Below are 16,096 nucleotides of genomic sequence, written 5' to 3'. Positions count from 1 at the left end.
CCGCGCAAGTGGCGCCCGAACGGCGTGGCGGCGCTCTACGCCGCCACCCTGGTCCCGGCGGCGCGCGCCGCGATGACCGCGCGTGTCGCGGGCAGCAGGTCCCGCCCATAGGCGATCGCATCCTCCAGCGGATCGAAGCCGCGGATCAGGAAGGTCGAGACGCCGAGCGCGTGATAGTCCGCCAGCGCCTCCGCCACCTGCAGCGGCGTGCCGACCAGCGCGGTGGTATTCGCCCCCGCGCCGACCGCGGCGGCGACCTCGGTCCACAGCCGCTTGTCGCGCACCGCCCCGCCCGACGCGGCAGCGAGCAGGCGGCGCGACCCCTCGCTTTCCGGCTTCGGATTAGCCTTGCCGAAGCGATCGCCGCGCAGCTCGCGGATACGGTCGAGGATGTCGCGCGCCCGCGCCCAGGCGGCCTCCTCCGTATCGCCCAGCACCGGGCGGACGGACAGGCTGAAGCGGATCGTCGTCGGGTCGCGCCCTGCCCGCGCGGCGCTGGCGCGCACCTTGGCGATGGTCTCGCGCGCCTGGTCCAGCGTCTCGCCCCAGAAGGCATAAACATCGGCGTGGCGGCCGGCGGCCTCGATCGCCGCGTCGGAGGATCCGCCGAAGAAGATCGGGATATGTGGCTGCTGCACCGGCTTGATCTCAGAAAACGCGCCGCGCAGCCGGTAATGCGTCCCGTCATGGTCGAACGGCGCCTCGCTGGTCCAGACGCGGCGCAGCAGGCCGACATATTCGTCGCTGCGCGCATAGCGCTGCCCGTGGTCGAGGAAGTCGCCATCCTGTTGTTGCTCGGCCGGATTGCCGCCGGTGATGATGTGGATCGCCGCGCGGCCACGGCTCAACTGGTCGAAGGTCGCGAATTGCCGCGCGGCGAGCGTCGGCGCGATGAAGCCGGGCCGATGCGCCACCATGAAGCCGATGCGCGTGGTGTTGGCCGCCGCATGGCTTGCGACCAGCAGCGTGTCCGGATGCGTGGAATGCCAGGCGACGAGGACGCGGTCGAAGCCGCCGTCCTCATGCGCGCGGGCGAAGCGCACGACGTAGTCGGGATCGAGGATCGGCCCGGAAGGCGGATGGATCTCGGATGATTTCCGGTGGGAGATCATGCCGATGAACTCGAGCGGATGATGCGTCATGATGCGATGACCCCAATGCGTCAGGCGATGGACAGGCGGCGCAACGCGACACCGGTCGCGGCGTGGTCGGCGGCGACGCGGGCGCCGAGTTGTTCGGGCGTCAGCGCTTCCGGTCGCAGCCCGAAGCGGCGCAGCGCCGCGGCGATCTCGGCTTCGCCCAGCGCCTCATTGAAGGCGGCGTTGAGCCGCGCGACGACCTCCGGCGGCGTGCCGGCCGGCGCGAACAGCGCGAACCAGCCGCCCGACGGCCAGCTCCGGCCGGTGCCCTGTTCGAGCGCGGTCGGCAGATCCGGGAAGGCGTCCCAGCGATCCTCACCAAGTGTAGCGACAGCGCGCAGCCGCCCCGCCACGACATGCGGCGCCGTGATCGGATCGAGCATCACATGGCAGTCGCCGGTCACCACGCTGGTGGCTGCCGGTGCGCTGCCCGGGAAGGGCACGTGCACGGCCTCGAAGCCACCCTCATCGGCCAGAAGCGCGCCGCGCAGATGCCCCGCCGATCCGATCCCCGCCGAGGCATAGTTCAGCTTGCCCGGATTGGCGCGACCATAGGCGACGAGTTCCGCCAGGCTTTGGATCGGCAGGGACGGATTCACAGCGACGATGCTGTAGCTTTCGCCGGCCGAAGCGACCGGCGCGAAGGCGCGCAGTGGATCATAGCCGACGTTGGACAGATGCGGCGCGATGGTCAGGTTGCCGGCGGAGGCATTCAGCAGCGTATAACCATCGGGCCTGCTGTCGGCGACAAAACGCGCCCCGACCGCGCCCCCTGCCCCGGCGCGGTTTTCCACCACGACAGGCACGCCAAGCCGCGCCTGCAGTGCGCGCGCCATGGTGCGGGAGACGTTGTCGTTCGTCGCCCCTGGCGGAAAGGGGCAGACATAACGGATGGGGCGCGAGGGGAAGTGTTCAGCGGCCCGCGCGATGGACGGCAGCGCGAGGGTGGCCGCGAACAGCGCGCGGCGCGACGGGCGAAGAAGGGTCATTCCGAAAGGCTCCCGGATTGCTGGGCATGTGAAAGGGCGAGGCGCCCGGCCGCGAGATGCGCGGCATCGGCGGTCGGCACGTGGACGCGCGCGCATTGCACGTCGCGCCAATGCCGTTCGAGCGGCAGGGTGCGGTCATGCGCGTGGTTGCCGGCGAGGGCGACGGCACGCTCCACCGCGCGCACCGCATTGTCGGCGAGCGTCACCTTGTGCAGACCGCTTTCCGTCGCGGTCAGCGGGTGGCCGGAATCGGTGGCGAAGGCGACCGCCTCTGTGATGCGCGCATTCGCGGCCAGCAGGCCCTCGATCTCGCCGACCGCCTCCTGCACGCGCGGCAGGGTGGCGAGCGGCGCGCCGAGGCTGCCCGGCACGCGATCATGCAGGAAGCGGAGGATCCAACGCCGGGCCGCGCGCGCGACGCCGGTATAGACCGCGGCGACGAGTATCGTCGTCCAGGCTGATTGCACCGCATCCGGCCGCCCCCAATCCGCGGCCGGCACCAGGCCGATGCCGTGGTCGAGCGGCACGGCCACATCGGTGAACACCACGTCCTGGCTGCCGGAAGCGCGCAGGCCGAGATGGTTCCACGCCGGGGCGACCTCGACGCCGCGCGCATCGGCGGGGACCAGGAAGACGCCGATGCGCGGCACCTCCTCCTCCGTGCGGGCGAGCACTTCCATCCAGCGCAGCCCCGGTGCGCCGGTGGCGTAGCGCTTGCGGCCGCTGATCGACCAATGCCCCGCCCGCAGCTGCGCGACCGTGGCCGGCAGGCCGCCGCGCGTGGGCGAACCAAGTTCGGGCTCGACGCGCAGCGCATTGATCAGCGCACCCGTGGTGACGGCATCCCGCCCGATGCGCTGGCGCAGTTCCAGCGGCCAGGCCGCGCTGCGCGCGATGGCCGCCTGCCGCACGAACTGCATGGCAAGCACGAGGGCCGTCGCGGGGCAGGCCTCGCCGACCTGCGTGACGGCCTCCGCTGCCAACCCGAGCCCTGCCCCGCCGCCGCCGAGCGCGGCCGGAACCGTCAACGACAGAATGCCCGCCGCATGCAGCCTTTCGATGCTGTCGAACGGAAAGGTGCCGTCGCGGTCATGCCGCGCGGCGGCCGTCGCGATGGCATCTAGCGTGGGTGTCAGCGTGTCGAGCCCACGCATTGTCGTCGTGGCGCCGGCCACACGATGGCCTGCCGCAGACCCGTGGAAGGCGAGGATACGGCCCGCATTCATCGGTGTCGCTCCGCGCCCGCGTTCACGCGGCCGCTGTCGTGATTCATCTGCGTCATGGCGCAAGGGTCCTCTGCTGCTGATTGCGAGGCGTGGCCCGGTCGAAGCTCCGGGCGCGGCGTGCTGTCGGGAATGGAGACGTCAGCGGCTTTCAGGCGGGCCGGCAGCGGCACCGCATCGAGCCCGGGGCGCAGCACCACGGGCTGGCGGCCCGATGCGTCCTGGATGTCGCGATGCTGGTGCGGATCATCGTCTCGTGGTCCTCGTCGGGTTGCGTCCTGGCCGCGCGCAACTTGCAACACTCATAGATCGTGGAGTCAAATATAAAACGATTATTGAAAGTATTTTATGCCTGGAGCACCTGGTGGCGCGCAGCCTCCTCGCCTGACAGGGTTCCGGAGAACGGCTTGGGCGGCAGCGGTCGTCCGACACCGTGAAACTCCGGGCCGGAACGGCGGATCACATGCACTCGCGCGCATCTCCTTACTGGCCTTCCTGATTCGGGACGCGCGCGCCGGGAGCCGATCATTTCCCCGCGCCGGCGCGAGGCAGAAGCCCTGCGCTGCGCCAATGAGCAGGAATGGATGGGTTTTCTCACGCTTGTTGATCGTGTTTTGGGTACGGCAGGATGTCCCCTCAATGACCCCATGGGACCCGCCGCCATGACGTTCCTCGCAGCAACCGACGGCCCAAATCCGGGCGAAGTCTGGCTCGTCGGCGCCGGCCCAGGCGATCCGGAACTGCTGACACTGCGGGCCGCGAATGCGCTGCGTCGCGCCGACCTCGTGCTGCATGACGCGCTGCCCGGGCGCGGCGTGCTCCGGCTGATCCGCGCGGGGGCCACGATCATCGCCGTCGGCAAGCGCAAGGCGGCGCCGGCGACGCCGCAATCAGCGATCATCGCCCGCATGATCGCGGGCGCGCGGGCGGGGCAGCGCGTCGTGCGCCTCAAGGGTGGCGACCCGTTCCTGTTCGGCCGCGGCGGGGAGGAAGCGAAAGCCCTTGCCGATGCCGGCATCCCCTGGCGCGTCGTGCCCGGTGTGACCTCGGGCACCGCCGCCCCGGCGGCGGCGGGCATTCCGGTCACCCATCGCGGTATCGCCAGCGCGGCGACCTTCGTGACCGGGCATGACGAAAGCGGCAACCTGCCGACCTCCGTCGATTGGGATGCGCTGGCGCGCAGCGGTGCCACGCTGGTCGCCTTCATGGCATTGTCGTGCCTCGATCAGATCGCGGTGCGCCTGATCTCGGCAGGGCTGCCGGCCGACACGCCGGTCTCGGTCATCTCGCAGGCCTCTCTGCCCGGCCAGTCGACGCTGGCGAGCACGCTCGGCTCCTGCACGCTCGCGGTGCGGCGCGCCGCAACCCCGACGCCGGCCCTGGTGGTGATCGGACAGGTTGCCGCTTTGGGCGGTGCCCTCGGAGCTTCGCTGCCGCAGAGGGTGCCGGACGTTCAGGGCGCTGCCCGCGCATCGTGACCAGCCGCGATGCCGCCAGGCAGGCCTGAGCGCCGACGCTCGCCTTCGGCGCCTCGCTGACGCTCACACCGGATCTGCTTGCGGCCTACAGCTTCGCGGAGGCCGCCGCGCGGCGTGCGGTCGAACGACTGCCGGGCGCAGTGGCGCGGCCCTGTGCCCGACCAACCCTCGCCGTCGCTGGTTGCTGTCTTTCCGCTCGGCAGCACCACTGAGGCCGACCAGCCACCGTGGCGCGCCCTGGCGGACCTCGCCTTGGCCGCCGTGCAATCCGCCTCCAAGCGCTGACGTAGAACCGCGCCGTTAACCCTCGCGATCAGATGGCGAAGTTTAGCGGTTCGACGATGGCGCGCTTGAGGCCGGCCGCCTGTGCCCGCCGCAGCAGGTCCTCGATCGTGATGCCCACCAGGCGGGCTTGGAGTCCAACCTCGAGTTCGCGCCACAAGGGTCCCAGCACCGCCGTTTGCAGCCGGCCGGCGAGGTCGCGCGGCGGGTCGGCTTCGTCCTGGACCGAGGCGACGATGTCGGACAGGCGCAGCTCGCGCGGCCGCCGCCCCAGGCGATAGCCGCCGCGCGGTCCGCGCACGCTGTCCAGCAATCCGGCGCGAGAGAGACTCTGGAACACCGGCTCCACGCCTCGTCGCGCGGCGCCGAGCCGATCGGCGATCTCCGCCGCGGCAACCAGTTCACCGGTGCGGCCGGCGTGGAAGGCAACGTCCAGCATGATGGCAATGGCGGTCAACGCCCGGTCGCGACGCAGGAGCATGGCGTTCCCCGAATCCTCCCAACGAGAGTTGCCGCAATCTCTACAACCCTCTGTCGTGGAATGCGAGCTGTCATGGCAGCCCCACCCCCTGAACCCGCGCTGCCGGACGTGATAAAGCCTGACGCATGGCTGATGGAAACGCCCGGCGCCGACGCGCGACCGCGAAACCGCCCGCAATGGCCGAACTCGCCCCGCCACGCGGGCGGCTGTTCGGCAGCATCCTCGAAACCGTCGGCGGCACACCGCTGGTGCTGCTGCCGCGCATCGCCGCGGCGGAGGGGCTGGCCGCGCGGATCGCGCTGAAGCTCGAATTCTTCAACCCGCTGGGATCGGTGAAGGACCGCATCGGGCTGGCGATGGTCGAAGCGGCCGAGCGCGAGGGACTGATCGCGCCGGGCCGCTCCGTGCTGGTCGAGCCGACGTCGGGCAACACCGGCATTGCGCTCGCCTTCGTCGCCGCGGCGAAGGGCTACCGGCTGATCGTCGTCATGCCGGATGGTGCCAGCATCGAACGGCGCCGCATGATGCGCCTGATGGGCGCGGAGCTGGAACTGACCCCGGCAAAGCGCGGCATGTCCGGCGCCATCACCCGCGCCGAGGCCATCCTCGCCGCGACGGCTGGCGCCTGGATGCCGCGGCAGTTCGACAATCCTGCCAACCCCGACATCCACGCCGCCACCACCGCCGAGGAGATCTGGGTGGACACGTCGGGCGAGGTGGACGCCATCATCGGCGGCCTTGGCACCGGCGGCACGCTGACCGGCATCGCCCGCGCGCTGAAGCCGCGCCGCAAGGGCCTGCGCGTGATCGGCGTGGAGCCGGCGGAAAGCGCGGTGCTGTCCGGCGATGATCCCGGCCCGCACGACATCCAGGGCATCGGTCCAGGCTTCAAGCCGGCCGTGCTGGAACTGGAGCGGCTGGACGCGGTGATGCGCGTATCGGAACGCGATGCGCTGGAGACAGCACGCCGCTGCGCGCGGGAGGAAGGGCTGCCGGTCGGCATATCCTCCGGCGCCGCCCTGTCGGCGGCGATCGAGGTCGCGCGTGAACCGGCGATGGCAGGCAAGCTGATCGTCGCCATCGCGCCGTCCTTCGCGGAACGCTATCTCTCGACGCGCCTTTTCGCCGGGCTCTGACGAAAAGGCGGCCGGGATCCCGCACGGAGATCCCGGCCGAAGGTTTCGGGAGGAAACGTCCTTCACACGGCCGCCAAGTCACGGCCCACCGGATGGCAGGCCGCTCCGCCGGCGGCAGGCGGAGCCCTCGAGCCGTTTCCATTTGCCCTGGCTCGCGGCAACGGCTGGCATCTTCGCCCGACCGAGCGATACCGCCCGATCACGATCTGCCTTAACCGGCCACCACCCAAGGCTGCGCCACGGAGAGCGGCCCGACGGGCCTCTCCCCGCAGACGGCACTGCGATGGAGCCGGATCACCTCGCCGGGAGCCGAGGCGACAACGCGATGGAGCAGCACCGCATTGTCCCACAGCAGCAGGTCGCCCGGCCCCCAGCGATGGCGATAGACGACCGCCGGATCCGTCGCGGCGGAGAAGAGGCGCGCGAGCAACCGTTCCCCCTCCTCGGCCGGCACGCCGAGCAGGCGTGTCGTCGTCCCCTCATTCACGAACAGGCTGCGGTGCCCGGTGGCGGGATCGAGCCGCACCGCCGGATGCGACGCCGGCGGATGCGCCGCGCGCAGCGAGCCGGCCAGCGGCGGTCGCGCGCGCCAGCCCGGTGCATCACCGCGGCAGCGCCGGTCGTGGTCGTGCTCGGCTTCCAGATACTCGATGCGCCAGCGCAGCCAGGGATCCAGCCTGTCATGGGCGAGGCCCTGATGCGCGAACAGGATCTCCCCCGCCGCGGCCGGCAGATGTTCCGCACGCAGCAGCGACAGCCGCGTCGGCGCCGCCCGCCAGGTCAGGTCGGCATGCCAGGCGAGGCCCGCATCCCCGAGGCCCTGCGGCGCATCGGCATTGCCCTCGACCACGATCTCCGGCTGTTCGACGTGGCGCGCATGGTCCAGGGCGTGGATCTCGGGCCGGCCGAGCCGACGCGTCACCAACGCCTGCGCCCCCGGCGGCAGCACCTGATCACGCAGCACGACGAGACCATGCGTCGCGACCAGGTCGCGCAGACCGTCGAATACGGAATCCGCGGCGTCGGGACGGACCGACACGCCTTCCAGCGCGACGCCGAAGCCCTCGTGCAGCGCCGTGGTCCTGGGCTGCGGTTCCTTCCAGACGGCGCTCACGGGTGCACCGCCGCGAGGAGCAGCGCCTCCGTGATCGCCGGGTCCCGCGGCGGATAGAGCACATGAAGGGCGACCCCGCCCGCGGCGGCAAGAATGGCGCCAAGCCAGGCCAGGGCGCCGGGCTTGAGCGCCGGCACGAACAGCATGCTGATCATGAGCCATGCACCCGCAACAGGCCCGCCGCGGCGAGCACGGCCAGCAGCACGGCGCCGCTGCCAATGGCACGCAGGGTGAGCGAGATCATGCCCGCCCCCCGATCGCACCGCGCCCACGGTCGAGCACGAGCCGCGCGACGCGCTCCGCCTCGGCGGGCGTATGGAAGCAGCGGCCGTGAAGATCCTCGACGCAGGGGTCGATTGCCGTGAACAGCCAGCCCTGGTCGGCGGTGGTGGCGACGCCGAGCAGGCGGCCATTGTCGATGATGGTTCGCGATTGGATCACGCCGATCCTCCTCCGGCGCGCGAGGCGGCGCCGGCTGCTGCGTTCTGAAATGGAAGGGGTCGTCTGGCGGTTAGTGGCCGCGACACATTCGACAGCGCCGACAGGCCCCGTGCGCGCGGGCCTGGCCATGGCGCATTGGCGTGTCCGTGGGCGGCGCGATCTGCATCGGTTCCATCTCCGCGGGGTCCCCGCCCCGGTCATCGGCAGGCTTAATTCACCATTTTCGATCGATAATTGTCAATCGGGCTTGGTAGAAGATTTTAGCATTTCGGCGTCGTAGAAATACCTTCCATGAGCGCTTTGTTGCAGAGCATGCACCGCTCTGAATCCGCCTGCATGCGGCATTTATGCTTGCTTCGTGCCGCTACGTAATACCCGGCTCCATCGCTCGCGTTCGTCCGCAGGGTCCATCATCTGAATTTCCTATTTGACATTGTGTAATACGATCGAATGATTGGCCGGGTGCGATGGCATCGATCGCGGAGAGCAGGACGAGCATGTCGGGACAGCCGAGCGGCGCAGAGACCATCAAGGCGGGCAGCCATGCGCTCCGCGGCACAATCGCCGAGGAGATCGCCGCCGCCGAAGTGCGCGGCGGCCTGTCGGAAGGCGCCTACACCCTGCTCAAATTCCACGGCACCTACGAGCAGTTCGACCGCGATAGTGCGACCGAGCGCAAGCAGCGCGGCGAGGACAAGGACTGGTCCTTCATGGTCCGCGTGCGCGCCCCGGCCGGGCGGCTGACCGCGGCACAATGGCTTGCGCTGGACGCGCTCGCCGACAGCCATGCCGATGGCACGCTGCGCCTGACGACCCGCCAGGGCGTGCAGTTCCATGGCATCCTGCGCGAAGACCTCAAGGGCAGCATCGCGGCCATACACGGGGCACTGATGACGACCCTCGCCGCCTGCGGCGACGTGGTGCGCAACGTCATCACCACCGCCGCCCCACGCGCCGATGCGGTCCATGCGCGGCTGGAAGCGGAAGCCTTCCGCCTGTCCTCCGAGCTGCTGCCGCGCACCCGCGCGCATCACCAGATCTTCCTCGATGAGGAAGAGACGGGGCTGGTCGAGGAAGAACCGCTCTACGGCCCAACCTACCTACCGCGAAAGTTCAAGATCGCGCTCGCGCATCCCGACGACAACACGCCGGACGTGCTGGCGAACGACCTCGGCTTCGTCGCGCTGATCGAGGGCGACACGCTCACCGGCTGGATCGTGACCGTTGGCGGCGGCATGGGCATGACGCACAACAAGCCCGCCACCTATCCGCGCCTCGCAGACGCGATCTGCGTCATCGGCCCGGATGACGTGCTGGAAACGGCCAAGGCCGTGGTGCGCCTGTCGCGGGATCACGGCGACCGGTCCGACCGCAAGCATGCCCGACTGAAATATGTCGTGGCCGAACGCGGCGTGACATGGGTGCGCGAACGGCTCTCCGCCGATCTCGGTCGCGAGTTGCAGCCCCCGCCGGCGCTGCCGCGCTTCCGCGTGCCGGAACTGCTCGGCTGGCATGAACAGGGTGATGGACGACTGTGGCTCGGCCTGCCGGTCGCAGCTGGGCGTGTCGCCGGCCCGCTGCGCGTCGCATTGCGGGAGGTGATGACGCGCTTCGCCCCGCGCCCGATCGTGACGGCGCAGCAGGACCTGCTGCTCGCCGACATTGCGCCGGGCGACCGCGCCGCGGTCGAATCCTTGCTGCGCGCGCATGCCGTAACCTTCGCCGAGGAGCTCTCGCCGCTCGCGCGCTGGTCGCTCGCCTGCGTCGCGCTGCCGACCTGCGGCCAGTCGCTCGCGGAAGGGGAACGCGTGCGCGCACCGATCGTCGCGGATGTCGAAGCCGCGCTGGCGAGGCACGGGCTCGCCGGCGAACGCGTCAGCCTGCGCCTGACCGGCTGCCCGAATGGCTGCGCGCGCCCCTATGCCGGGGATATCGGCGTCGTCGGCCGCGCGCCCGGCCTCTACACGCTGTTCGTCGGCGGGGATTTCGAGGGCACGCGCCTGTCCTATGCGCTCGCCGACAAGGTGCCGCAGGCGCGCATCGCGGCGCAGTTGGAACCGCTTTTCGCCGCCTGGGGCGCGGACCGGCTGGACGGCGAGGGCTTCGGCGATTTCTGCGCCCGCATCGGTCAGAGCGCCGCGCGCGCGCTGCTGGCCGGGCAGGCCGCCGCCTGATGCTGCCGCTGATCCACCTGCCGGACACGCCGACACTGCTCGTCGGGCGGGGCCCGGCGTTGATCAAGCGGCTCGATCTGCTCGAGGCCGCGGGGATGACGGAGCTTACCGTGCACACGGACACCGCCGACGAGGCGCTGGCCGAACGGCTCGGCCACCGCCTGCGCCGGAGCCTGCCGACGATTGGGGAGATCGAGGCCGCGCGCCTGCTCTTCGTCGCCGGCCTGACGGATGCTGAGTCCTGGATGCTCGCGACCAATGCCCGCGCGCGGCGCGTCCCCGTGAATGTCGAGGACGTGCCGGAACTCTGCGACCTGCACGTGCCGGCGGTGGTTCGCCGCGGGCAGTTGCTGCTGACCGTCTCCACGGGCGGCGGCGCGCCGGTGTTGGCCGCTGCGCTGCGCGCATGGCTCGCCGATGCCTTCGGGCCGGAATGGGCCGAGCGCCTGGAGGAAGTCGCCGCACTCCGCGCGCGGCTGCGCGGCGTTGGCGCAGCGCCGACGGCGGTGATCCGCGGCGTCGGCGCGCATCTGGAGGCGTCGGGCTGGGCGCCGTTCGCGGCCGGGGCGCGATGTCGCCCCGCCGCGCCCGCCCACGACGCCTGAGACCAGGCGATCCCCATGGGCCGGCGCGGCGCATCGCCCTGCCACACCCAGAACAGGATCAATTCGATGCCCTTCTCCCGACGCGGCGCGCTCGGCGCCGCATTCGCTTCCGTTGCCGTGACGCCGGCGCGTACCGCCACCTGGGCGCCGACGCGCGCATTGCGATTGGTGGTTTCCTCCGCACCGGCGGCCAGCCTCGACACGCTGGCGCGCATCCTCGCCCCTGCGCTGTCGGCACGGCTTGGCCAAACCGTGGTGGTCGAGAACCAGGGCGGCGCCAATGGCCTGCTCGCCATGCAGCAGGTCGCGCGCGGCGAGCCTGACGGCCATACGCTGCTGGTGACCGGCGATGCCATCGTGCTCGCCGAACTGATCGCCCCTAATCCGGGCTTCACCGTGCGCGGGTCCTTCACGCCGGTCACCCAGGCGGTGCGCGCGGCGCAGATCGTGGTGACGCATGCGGGGTCGGGCATCACCGACATCGCGGGCTACGTCGCCGCGGCAAAGGCGCGGCCCGGGCGGCTGAATGTCGGCCTGCCCGCCTGGGGCGGTATCGCGCATGTGGTGCATGAATTGCTGTCGCAGGCGACCGGTGGCCTGCCCGTCGAATACGTCACCTATCGCGGCGGTGGGCCGGCCGCGGCGGATCTGCTGGCGCGGCACCTTGACGCGCTGGTGATCACCCTGCCCGCGATCACCGAACAGGTGCGGCAGGGCGCGATCGTGCCGCTGGCGGTGACGACCGCCGCGCGCGACGCGGCGCTGCCCGATGTACCGACGCTCGCTGAATCTGTCGCTCCCGGCTTCGACGTCGAATCGTGGCAGGGGCTGCTGGTGCCGAAGGGTGTGCCGGCGCCGGTTGTCGCCACGCTGCACACCGCCATCGCCGCATCGCTGCGCGAACCCACCGTGCAGGACCGCCTCACCGGCCTGGGCTTCGAGGTGGTGGCGGACGGGCCGGAGGACTTCACCCGCCGCACCGAGGGCTCGACGCAACGTTTCGCTGGCGTGATCCGCGCCGCGGGCATCCGCCAGGCCGGGGGCTGAGCCATGACGAATGCCCCGCCAGCCCGCGCGGTCACGATTGGGCGAAGGCCGCCCACTTCCGCATCCCGATCCGCTATCGTCCCTTCCCGAGGAATGACGCGATGAGCATCACGACCCTCCCCCGCCGCGGCTTGCTTGCTGCCGGCGCCGCGCTGGCCGCTTCTCCCGCCCGCGCGCAGCAGGCCCAGACGCTGCTGAACGTCTCCTACGACCCCACCCGGGAATTCTACCGTGAGTTCAACGCGGCCTTCGCCACCGCCTGGGCCGGGCGCGGCAATCCGCGGCCGACAATCAACACGTCCCATGGTGGGTCCGGGCGTCAGGCGCGCTCGGTGATCGATGGTCTCGCCGCCGATGTCGTGACGCTGGCGCTCGCCTACGACATCGACGCCATCGCCGAGCGCGGGCTGCTGGCGCGCGACTGGCAGCGCCGCCTGCCGCAGAACAGCAGCCCTTACACCAGCACCATCGTCTTCCTGGTGCGGCGCGGAAACCCGAAGGGCCTGCGCGATTGGGGCGACCTGCTGAAGCAGGGCGTGTCGGTCATCACGCCGAACCCCAAGACCTCGGGCGGGGCGCGGTGGAACTACCTCGCCTTCTGGACCTGGGCGCTACGCCGGCCCGGTGGCAGCGCGGCGACCGCCGAGCAGGCGACGGCGCAATTGTTCCGCCAGGTCCCGGTGCTCGACACCGGCGCGCGCGGATCCACCACCACCTTCGTCCAGCGCGGCCAGGGCGACGTGCTGCTCGCCTGGGAGAACGAAGCGCATCTCGCGCTGCAGGAATTCCCGCAGGCGGGGCTCGAGATCGTCTATCCGCCGCTGTCCATCCTCGCCGAGCCTCCGGTCGCGGTGGTGGACCAGAATGTGGACCGCCGCGGCACGCGTGCGTTGGCCGAGGCCTATCTGAACCACCTCTACAGCGATGACGGGCAGCGCGTCGCGGCGAAGCACTTCTATCGCCCGCGCGATGCGGCCGTGCTGAGGGCGGCCGGGGAACGCTTCCCGGCGATCGACCTCGTCACCATCGACGAGGCCTTCGGCGGATGGGCCGCCGCACAGCGGGCGCATTTCAACGATGGCGGCATCTTCGACCGCATCTATCGTCCGGGTCGCTGAGGCACAGGTATGAGTTCGGCCGCCATCACCGCCGCGCGACCGTTCTGGGGCCACCAGGCCATGCCAGGGCTGGGGCTGGCGCTTGGCGTCACCCTGGTCTGGCTTGCGACGATCGTGCTGGTGCCGCTCGCCGCGCTCGCGCTCCGGCCATGGGAACTGGGCGCCGCGGGGGTGATCGGCGCGCTGCTGGAACCGCGCGTCCTCGCCGCCTTCCGCATCTCCTTCGGCGGGGCGGCGATCGCCGGGTTGGTCAGCGTCCCGCTCGGCATCCTCTTCGCCTGGGTGATCACGCGCTACCGCTTCCCGGGGCGGCGGGCGATGGATGCGCTGCTCGACCTGCCCTTCGCGCTCCCAACCGCCGTGGCGGGGCTGGCGCTGACCGCGCTGTTCGCCCCGACCGGCTGGCTCGGCGCGCCGATCGAGCAGATGACGGGCTGGAAGGTGGCCTATACGCCGGCGGGCGTCGTCGTCGCGCTGACCTTCGTCGCACTGCCCTTCGTCGTGCGCACGGTCGAGCCCGTATTGCGCGACCTCTCCCTCGATGCCGAAGAGGCGGCGGCGACGTTGGGGGCGACACGGCTGCAGACGATCCGCCGCGTGGTGATGCCGGCGCTGCTGCCGGCGACCATTACGGGATTCGCGCTCGGCTTCGCGCGCGCGGTCGGCGAGTACGGATCGGTCATCTTCATCGCCGGCAACATGCCAATGGTCAGCGAGATCGCGCCGCTGCTGATCGTCGTGAAGCTTGAGCAATTCGACTATGCGGCGGCCGCCGCGATTGGCCTGGCGATGCTGCTGCTGTCCTTCCTGATCCTGCTGCTGCTCAACCTCTGGCAACGCCGCCTGCGCCGGGGGCAGGCGTGACCCCGGTCGCGAGACCCGCGGCCAGCGATGCCTGGCCCGTGCGGTGGGGTTTGATCCTCCTTGCCGCGCTGCTTGCCGTCATCCTCTTCGTGCTGCCACTCGCGGCCGTGGTGCAGGAAGCGCTGCGGCGCGGCTGGGGCCCCGCGCTCGCCGCCATCATGGATGAAGATGCACTCTCGGCGATGCGCCTGACGCTGCTGGTCGCGGCCATCGCGGTGCCGGTGAACACGCTGGGCGGCATCGCCGCGGCCTGGGCGATCGCCAAATGCGACTTTGCCGGCAAGCGGCTGCTGACGACGCTGATCGAACTGCCCTTCTCCGTCTCCCCGGTCATCTCGGGGCTGGTCTATGTGCTGCTGTTCGGCGCGCAGGGCGCGCTCGGCCCGTGGCTGCAGGCCCACGACATCCAGATCATCTTCGCCCTGCCGGGGCTGGTGCTGGCGACGATCTTCGTCACCTTCCCCTTCGTCGCCCGCACGCTGATCCCGCTGATGCAGGAACAGGGACGCGAGGAGGAGGAAGCCGCGGTGACGCTCGGCGCGACGGGCTGGCAAACCTTCCGCCGTGTCACGCTGCCCAACATCAAATGGGCGCTGCTCGCCGGCATCCTGCTGTGCAATGCGCGGGCGATGGGTGAATTCGGCGCCGTCTCGGTCGTGTCCGGCCACATCCGCGGCATGACCAACACGATGCCGCTGCATATCGAGATCCTCTACAACGAATACATGTTCGTCGGTGCCTTCGCGGTCGCCGCGCTGCTCGCCCTGCTCGGGCTGCTGACCCTCGCGACCAAGACACTGCTGGAGACCCTGACGGCGCACAGGATGGAGGCGCACGCATGACGGTCGAGATCGCAGGCATCACGCGCCACTTCGGACATGCACCGGCCCTCGACGACGTGACGCTCAGTCTGCGGCCCGGCGAATTCGCCGCGCTGCTGGGACCGTCGGGATCGGGCAAGACGACGCTGCTGCGCATCCTCGCGGGGCTCGACTTCCCCGATGCCGGGGAGGTGCGCATCGCGGGGATCGACGTCGCCCATGTGCCCGCGCGGCTGCGCGGCGTCGGCGTGGTGTTCCAGCACTACGCGTTGTTCCGCCACATGACCGTCGCGGAGAACGTCGCCTTCGGGCTGCGCGTGCGGCCGCGCCGGTTTCGCCCGGACAATGCGGAGATCGCACGCCGGGTGCAGCGGCTGCTGGAACTGGTGCAGATTCCCGAACTGGCTGCGCGCTACCCGCAGCAGGTCTCGGGCGGGCAGCGGCAGCGTGTCGCGCTGGCGCGCGCGCTCGCGATCGAACCGCAACTGCTGCTGCTCGACGAACCCTTCGGCGCGCTCGACGCGTTGGTGCGCAAGGATGTTCGCCGCTGGGTGCGCGACCTGCACGACCGGCTGGGCATCACCTCCATCCTGGTCACGCATGACCAGGAGGAGGCGATGGAGATGGCCGACCGCGTCGTCGTCATGGATCGCGGCCGGATCCAGCAGGTCGGCACGCCGCGCAGCCTGCTCGACAGCCCAGCCAATCCCTTCGTTGCCGGCTTCATCGGCGACGCGACGCGGCTGGAAGGCGAGATCCGTAACGGCCGGCTGCATTTCGGATCCCTGCCGATCGACCCCATGGATATCCGGGGCGCCGACGGCCAGGTGGCGATCTTCGTGCGAAGCCGGGACATGACGGTCGAGCATCTGGGCAGCGGTGCCGAGGGCTTCCGCGTGTCACTGGTGCGTCCGGACAGCGATGGGACGCGCGTGGTCCTGCGACATGGCGATGTTGCGCTCGATGCCGTCATGCCGGGTGCGGGCGACGAGGTGAAGCGCGGCGATTGCTGCCGCGTCAGCGTCTCGCGCTGTGTCGTCTTCGGTGCGGGACCAGGCGTAGTGACGGTGGAACGGGCGCGCGATCTCGTGTGGTTCGGCGCCTGATCTCCTGCTGCTCGGCGATCGCCTCGACCGTGACGTGTCGGATCACCAGGCGGGGCACCGATCCGCCACCGGGCGCGA

16 protein-coding genes are annotated in these 16,096 nt (G+C 70.6%); 9 read left to right on the top strand and 7 right to left on the bottom strand.

All coding sequences use genetic code 11. From position 1 onward, the window contains the following. Nucleotides 1-35: 35 nt before the first annotated feature. From AC2YHJ_RS03585 to AC2YHJ_RS03575, 3 genes are read right to left on the bottom strand one after another with little or no spacing between them, the layout of a single operon-like run. Nucleotides 36-1,142: an LLM class flavin-dependent oxidoreductase gene (locus tag AC2YHJ_RS03585; RefSeq protein WP_487394011.1), complete on the bottom strand. Its 1,107-nt coding sequence runs from the start codon at nt 1,140-1,142 to the stop codon at nt 36-38. A 20-nt stretch (nt 1,143-1,162) separates the two neighbouring features. Beyond that, entirely contained in the window at nt 1,163-2,128 is a 966-nt protein-coding gene (locus AC2YHJ_RS03580; RefSeq protein WP_487394010.1) for a Bug family tripartite tricarboxylate transporter substrate binding protein, read from the bottom strand. Continuing rightward, complete coding sequence (locus AC2YHJ_RS03575; RefSeq protein WP_487394009.1) at nt 2,125-3,354, bottom strand: acyl-CoA dehydrogenase family protein; 1,230 nt, start codon at nt 3,352-3,354, stop codon at nt 2,125-2,127. The genes AC2YHJ_RS03580 and AC2YHJ_RS03575 overlap by 4 nt, the downstream gene beginning before the upstream one ends. A gap of 659 nt (nt 3,355-4,013) precedes the next feature. On the opposite strand from AC2YHJ_RS03575, the gene cobA reads away from it, so the two are divergent. Further along, entirely contained in the window at nt 4,014-4,829 is an 816-nt protein-coding gene (gene cobA, locus AC2YHJ_RS03570; protein ID WP_487394007.1) for a uroporphyrinogen-III C-methyltransferase, read from the top strand. 313 nt (nt 4,830-5,142) lie between these two features. Here the strand turns inward: cobA and AC2YHJ_RS03565 are convergent, their stop codons facing one another. After that, a complete protein-coding gene (locus AC2YHJ_RS03565) occupies nt 5,143-5,592 on the bottom strand; it encodes an RrF2 family transcriptional regulator (protein WP_487394006.1) in 450 nt (149 codons plus the stop codon). A 176-nt stretch (nt 5,593-5,768) separates the two neighbouring features. Between AC2YHJ_RS03565 and cysK the strand changes: the two genes are divergently transcribed. Beyond that, nucleotides 5,769-6,728: a cysteine synthase A gene (gene cysK, locus AC2YHJ_RS03560; RefSeq protein WP_487394005.1), complete on the top strand. Its 960-nt coding sequence runs from the start codon at nt 5,769-5,771 to the stop codon at nt 6,726-6,728. 211 nt (nt 6,729-6,939) lie between these two features. Here the strand turns inward: cysK and AC2YHJ_RS03555 are convergent, their stop codons facing one another. From AC2YHJ_RS03555 to AC2YHJ_RS03545, 3 genes are all read right to left on the bottom strand, one after another. Beyond that, on the bottom strand, nt 6,940-7,842 hold the full coding sequence (locus AC2YHJ_RS03555) for a TauD/TfdA dioxygenase family protein (protein WP_487394004.1): 903 nt from the start codon (nt 7,840-7,842) through the stop codon (nt 6,940-6,942). Further along, a complete protein-coding gene (locus tag AC2YHJ_RS03550) occupies nt 7,839-7,997 on the bottom strand; it encodes a hypothetical protein (protein ID WP_487394003.1) in 159 nt (52 codons plus the stop codon). Before AC2YHJ_RS03550 ends, AC2YHJ_RS03555 begins: the two co-directional genes overlap by 4 nt. 85 nt (nt 7,998-8,082) lie before the next feature. Beyond that, on the bottom strand, nt 8,083-8,283 hold the full coding sequence (locus AC2YHJ_RS03545) for a hypothetical protein (RefSeq protein WP_487394002.1): 201 nt from the start codon (nt 8,281-8,283) through the stop codon (nt 8,083-8,085). A 467-nt stretch (nt 8,284-8,750) separates the two neighbouring features. On the opposite strand from AC2YHJ_RS03545, the gene AC2YHJ_RS03540 reads away from it, so the two are divergent. The 7 genes from AC2YHJ_RS03540 to AC2YHJ_RS03510 all read left to right on the top strand — a co-directional run bounded on the left by AC2YHJ_RS03540 (nt 8,751) and on the right by AC2YHJ_RS03510 (nt 16,018). Next, complete coding sequence (locus tag AC2YHJ_RS03540) at nt 8,751-10,457, top strand: NADPH-dependent assimilatory sulfite reductase hemoprotein subunit (protein ID WP_487394001.1); 1,707 nt, start codon at nt 8,751-8,753, stop codon at nt 10,455-10,457. Next, a complete protein-coding gene (locus AC2YHJ_RS03535; RefSeq protein ID WP_487393999.1) occupies nt 10,457-11,062 on the top strand; it encodes a precorrin-2 dehydrogenase/sirohydrochlorin ferrochelatase family protein in 606 nt (201 codons plus the stop codon). Before AC2YHJ_RS03540 ends, AC2YHJ_RS03535 begins: the two co-directional genes overlap by 1 nt. 66 nt (nt 11,063-11,128) lie before the next feature. Next, on the top strand, nt 11,129-12,109 hold the full coding sequence (locus tag AC2YHJ_RS03530; RefSeq protein ID WP_487393998.1) for a Bug family tripartite tricarboxylate transporter substrate binding protein: 981 nt from the start codon (nt 11,129-11,131) through the stop codon (nt 12,107-12,109). Between the two features lie 101 nt (nt 12,110-12,210). Then, nucleotides 12,211-13,227 (top strand): sulfate ABC transporter substrate-binding protein, encoded by a 1,017-nt coding sequence (locus AC2YHJ_RS03525; protein WP_487393996.1) that lies wholly within the window; start codon nt 12,211-12,213, stop codon nt 13,225-13,227. 9 nt (nt 13,228-13,236) lie between these two features. Next, nucleotides 13,237-14,091: a sulfate ABC transporter permease subunit CysT gene (cysT, locus tag AC2YHJ_RS03520; RefSeq protein WP_487393995.1), complete on the top strand. Its 855-nt coding sequence runs from the start codon at nt 13,237-13,239 to the stop codon at nt 14,089-14,091. Nucleotides 14,092-14,129: 38 nt separating this feature from the next. Next, nucleotides 14,130-14,933 carry a sulfate ABC transporter permease subunit CysW gene (cysW, locus tag AC2YHJ_RS03515; protein WP_487393993.1) on the top strand — a complete coding sequence of 268 codons (804 nt, stop codon included), beginning with the start codon at nt 14,130-14,132 and terminating at the stop codon, nt 14,931-14,933. Further along, complete coding sequence (locus AC2YHJ_RS03510; protein WP_487393991.1) at nt 14,930-16,018, top strand: sulfate/molybdate ABC transporter ATP-binding protein; 1,089 nt, start codon at nt 14,930-14,932, stop codon at nt 16,016-16,018. Before cysW ends, AC2YHJ_RS03510 begins: the two co-directional genes overlap by 4 nt. Nucleotides 16,019-16,096 lie beyond the last annotated feature (78 nt).

Source organism: Roseomonas sp. SRI_022 (assembly GCF_057586215.1).
This window is presented reverse-complemented; position numbering and strand designations above follow the sequence as displayed.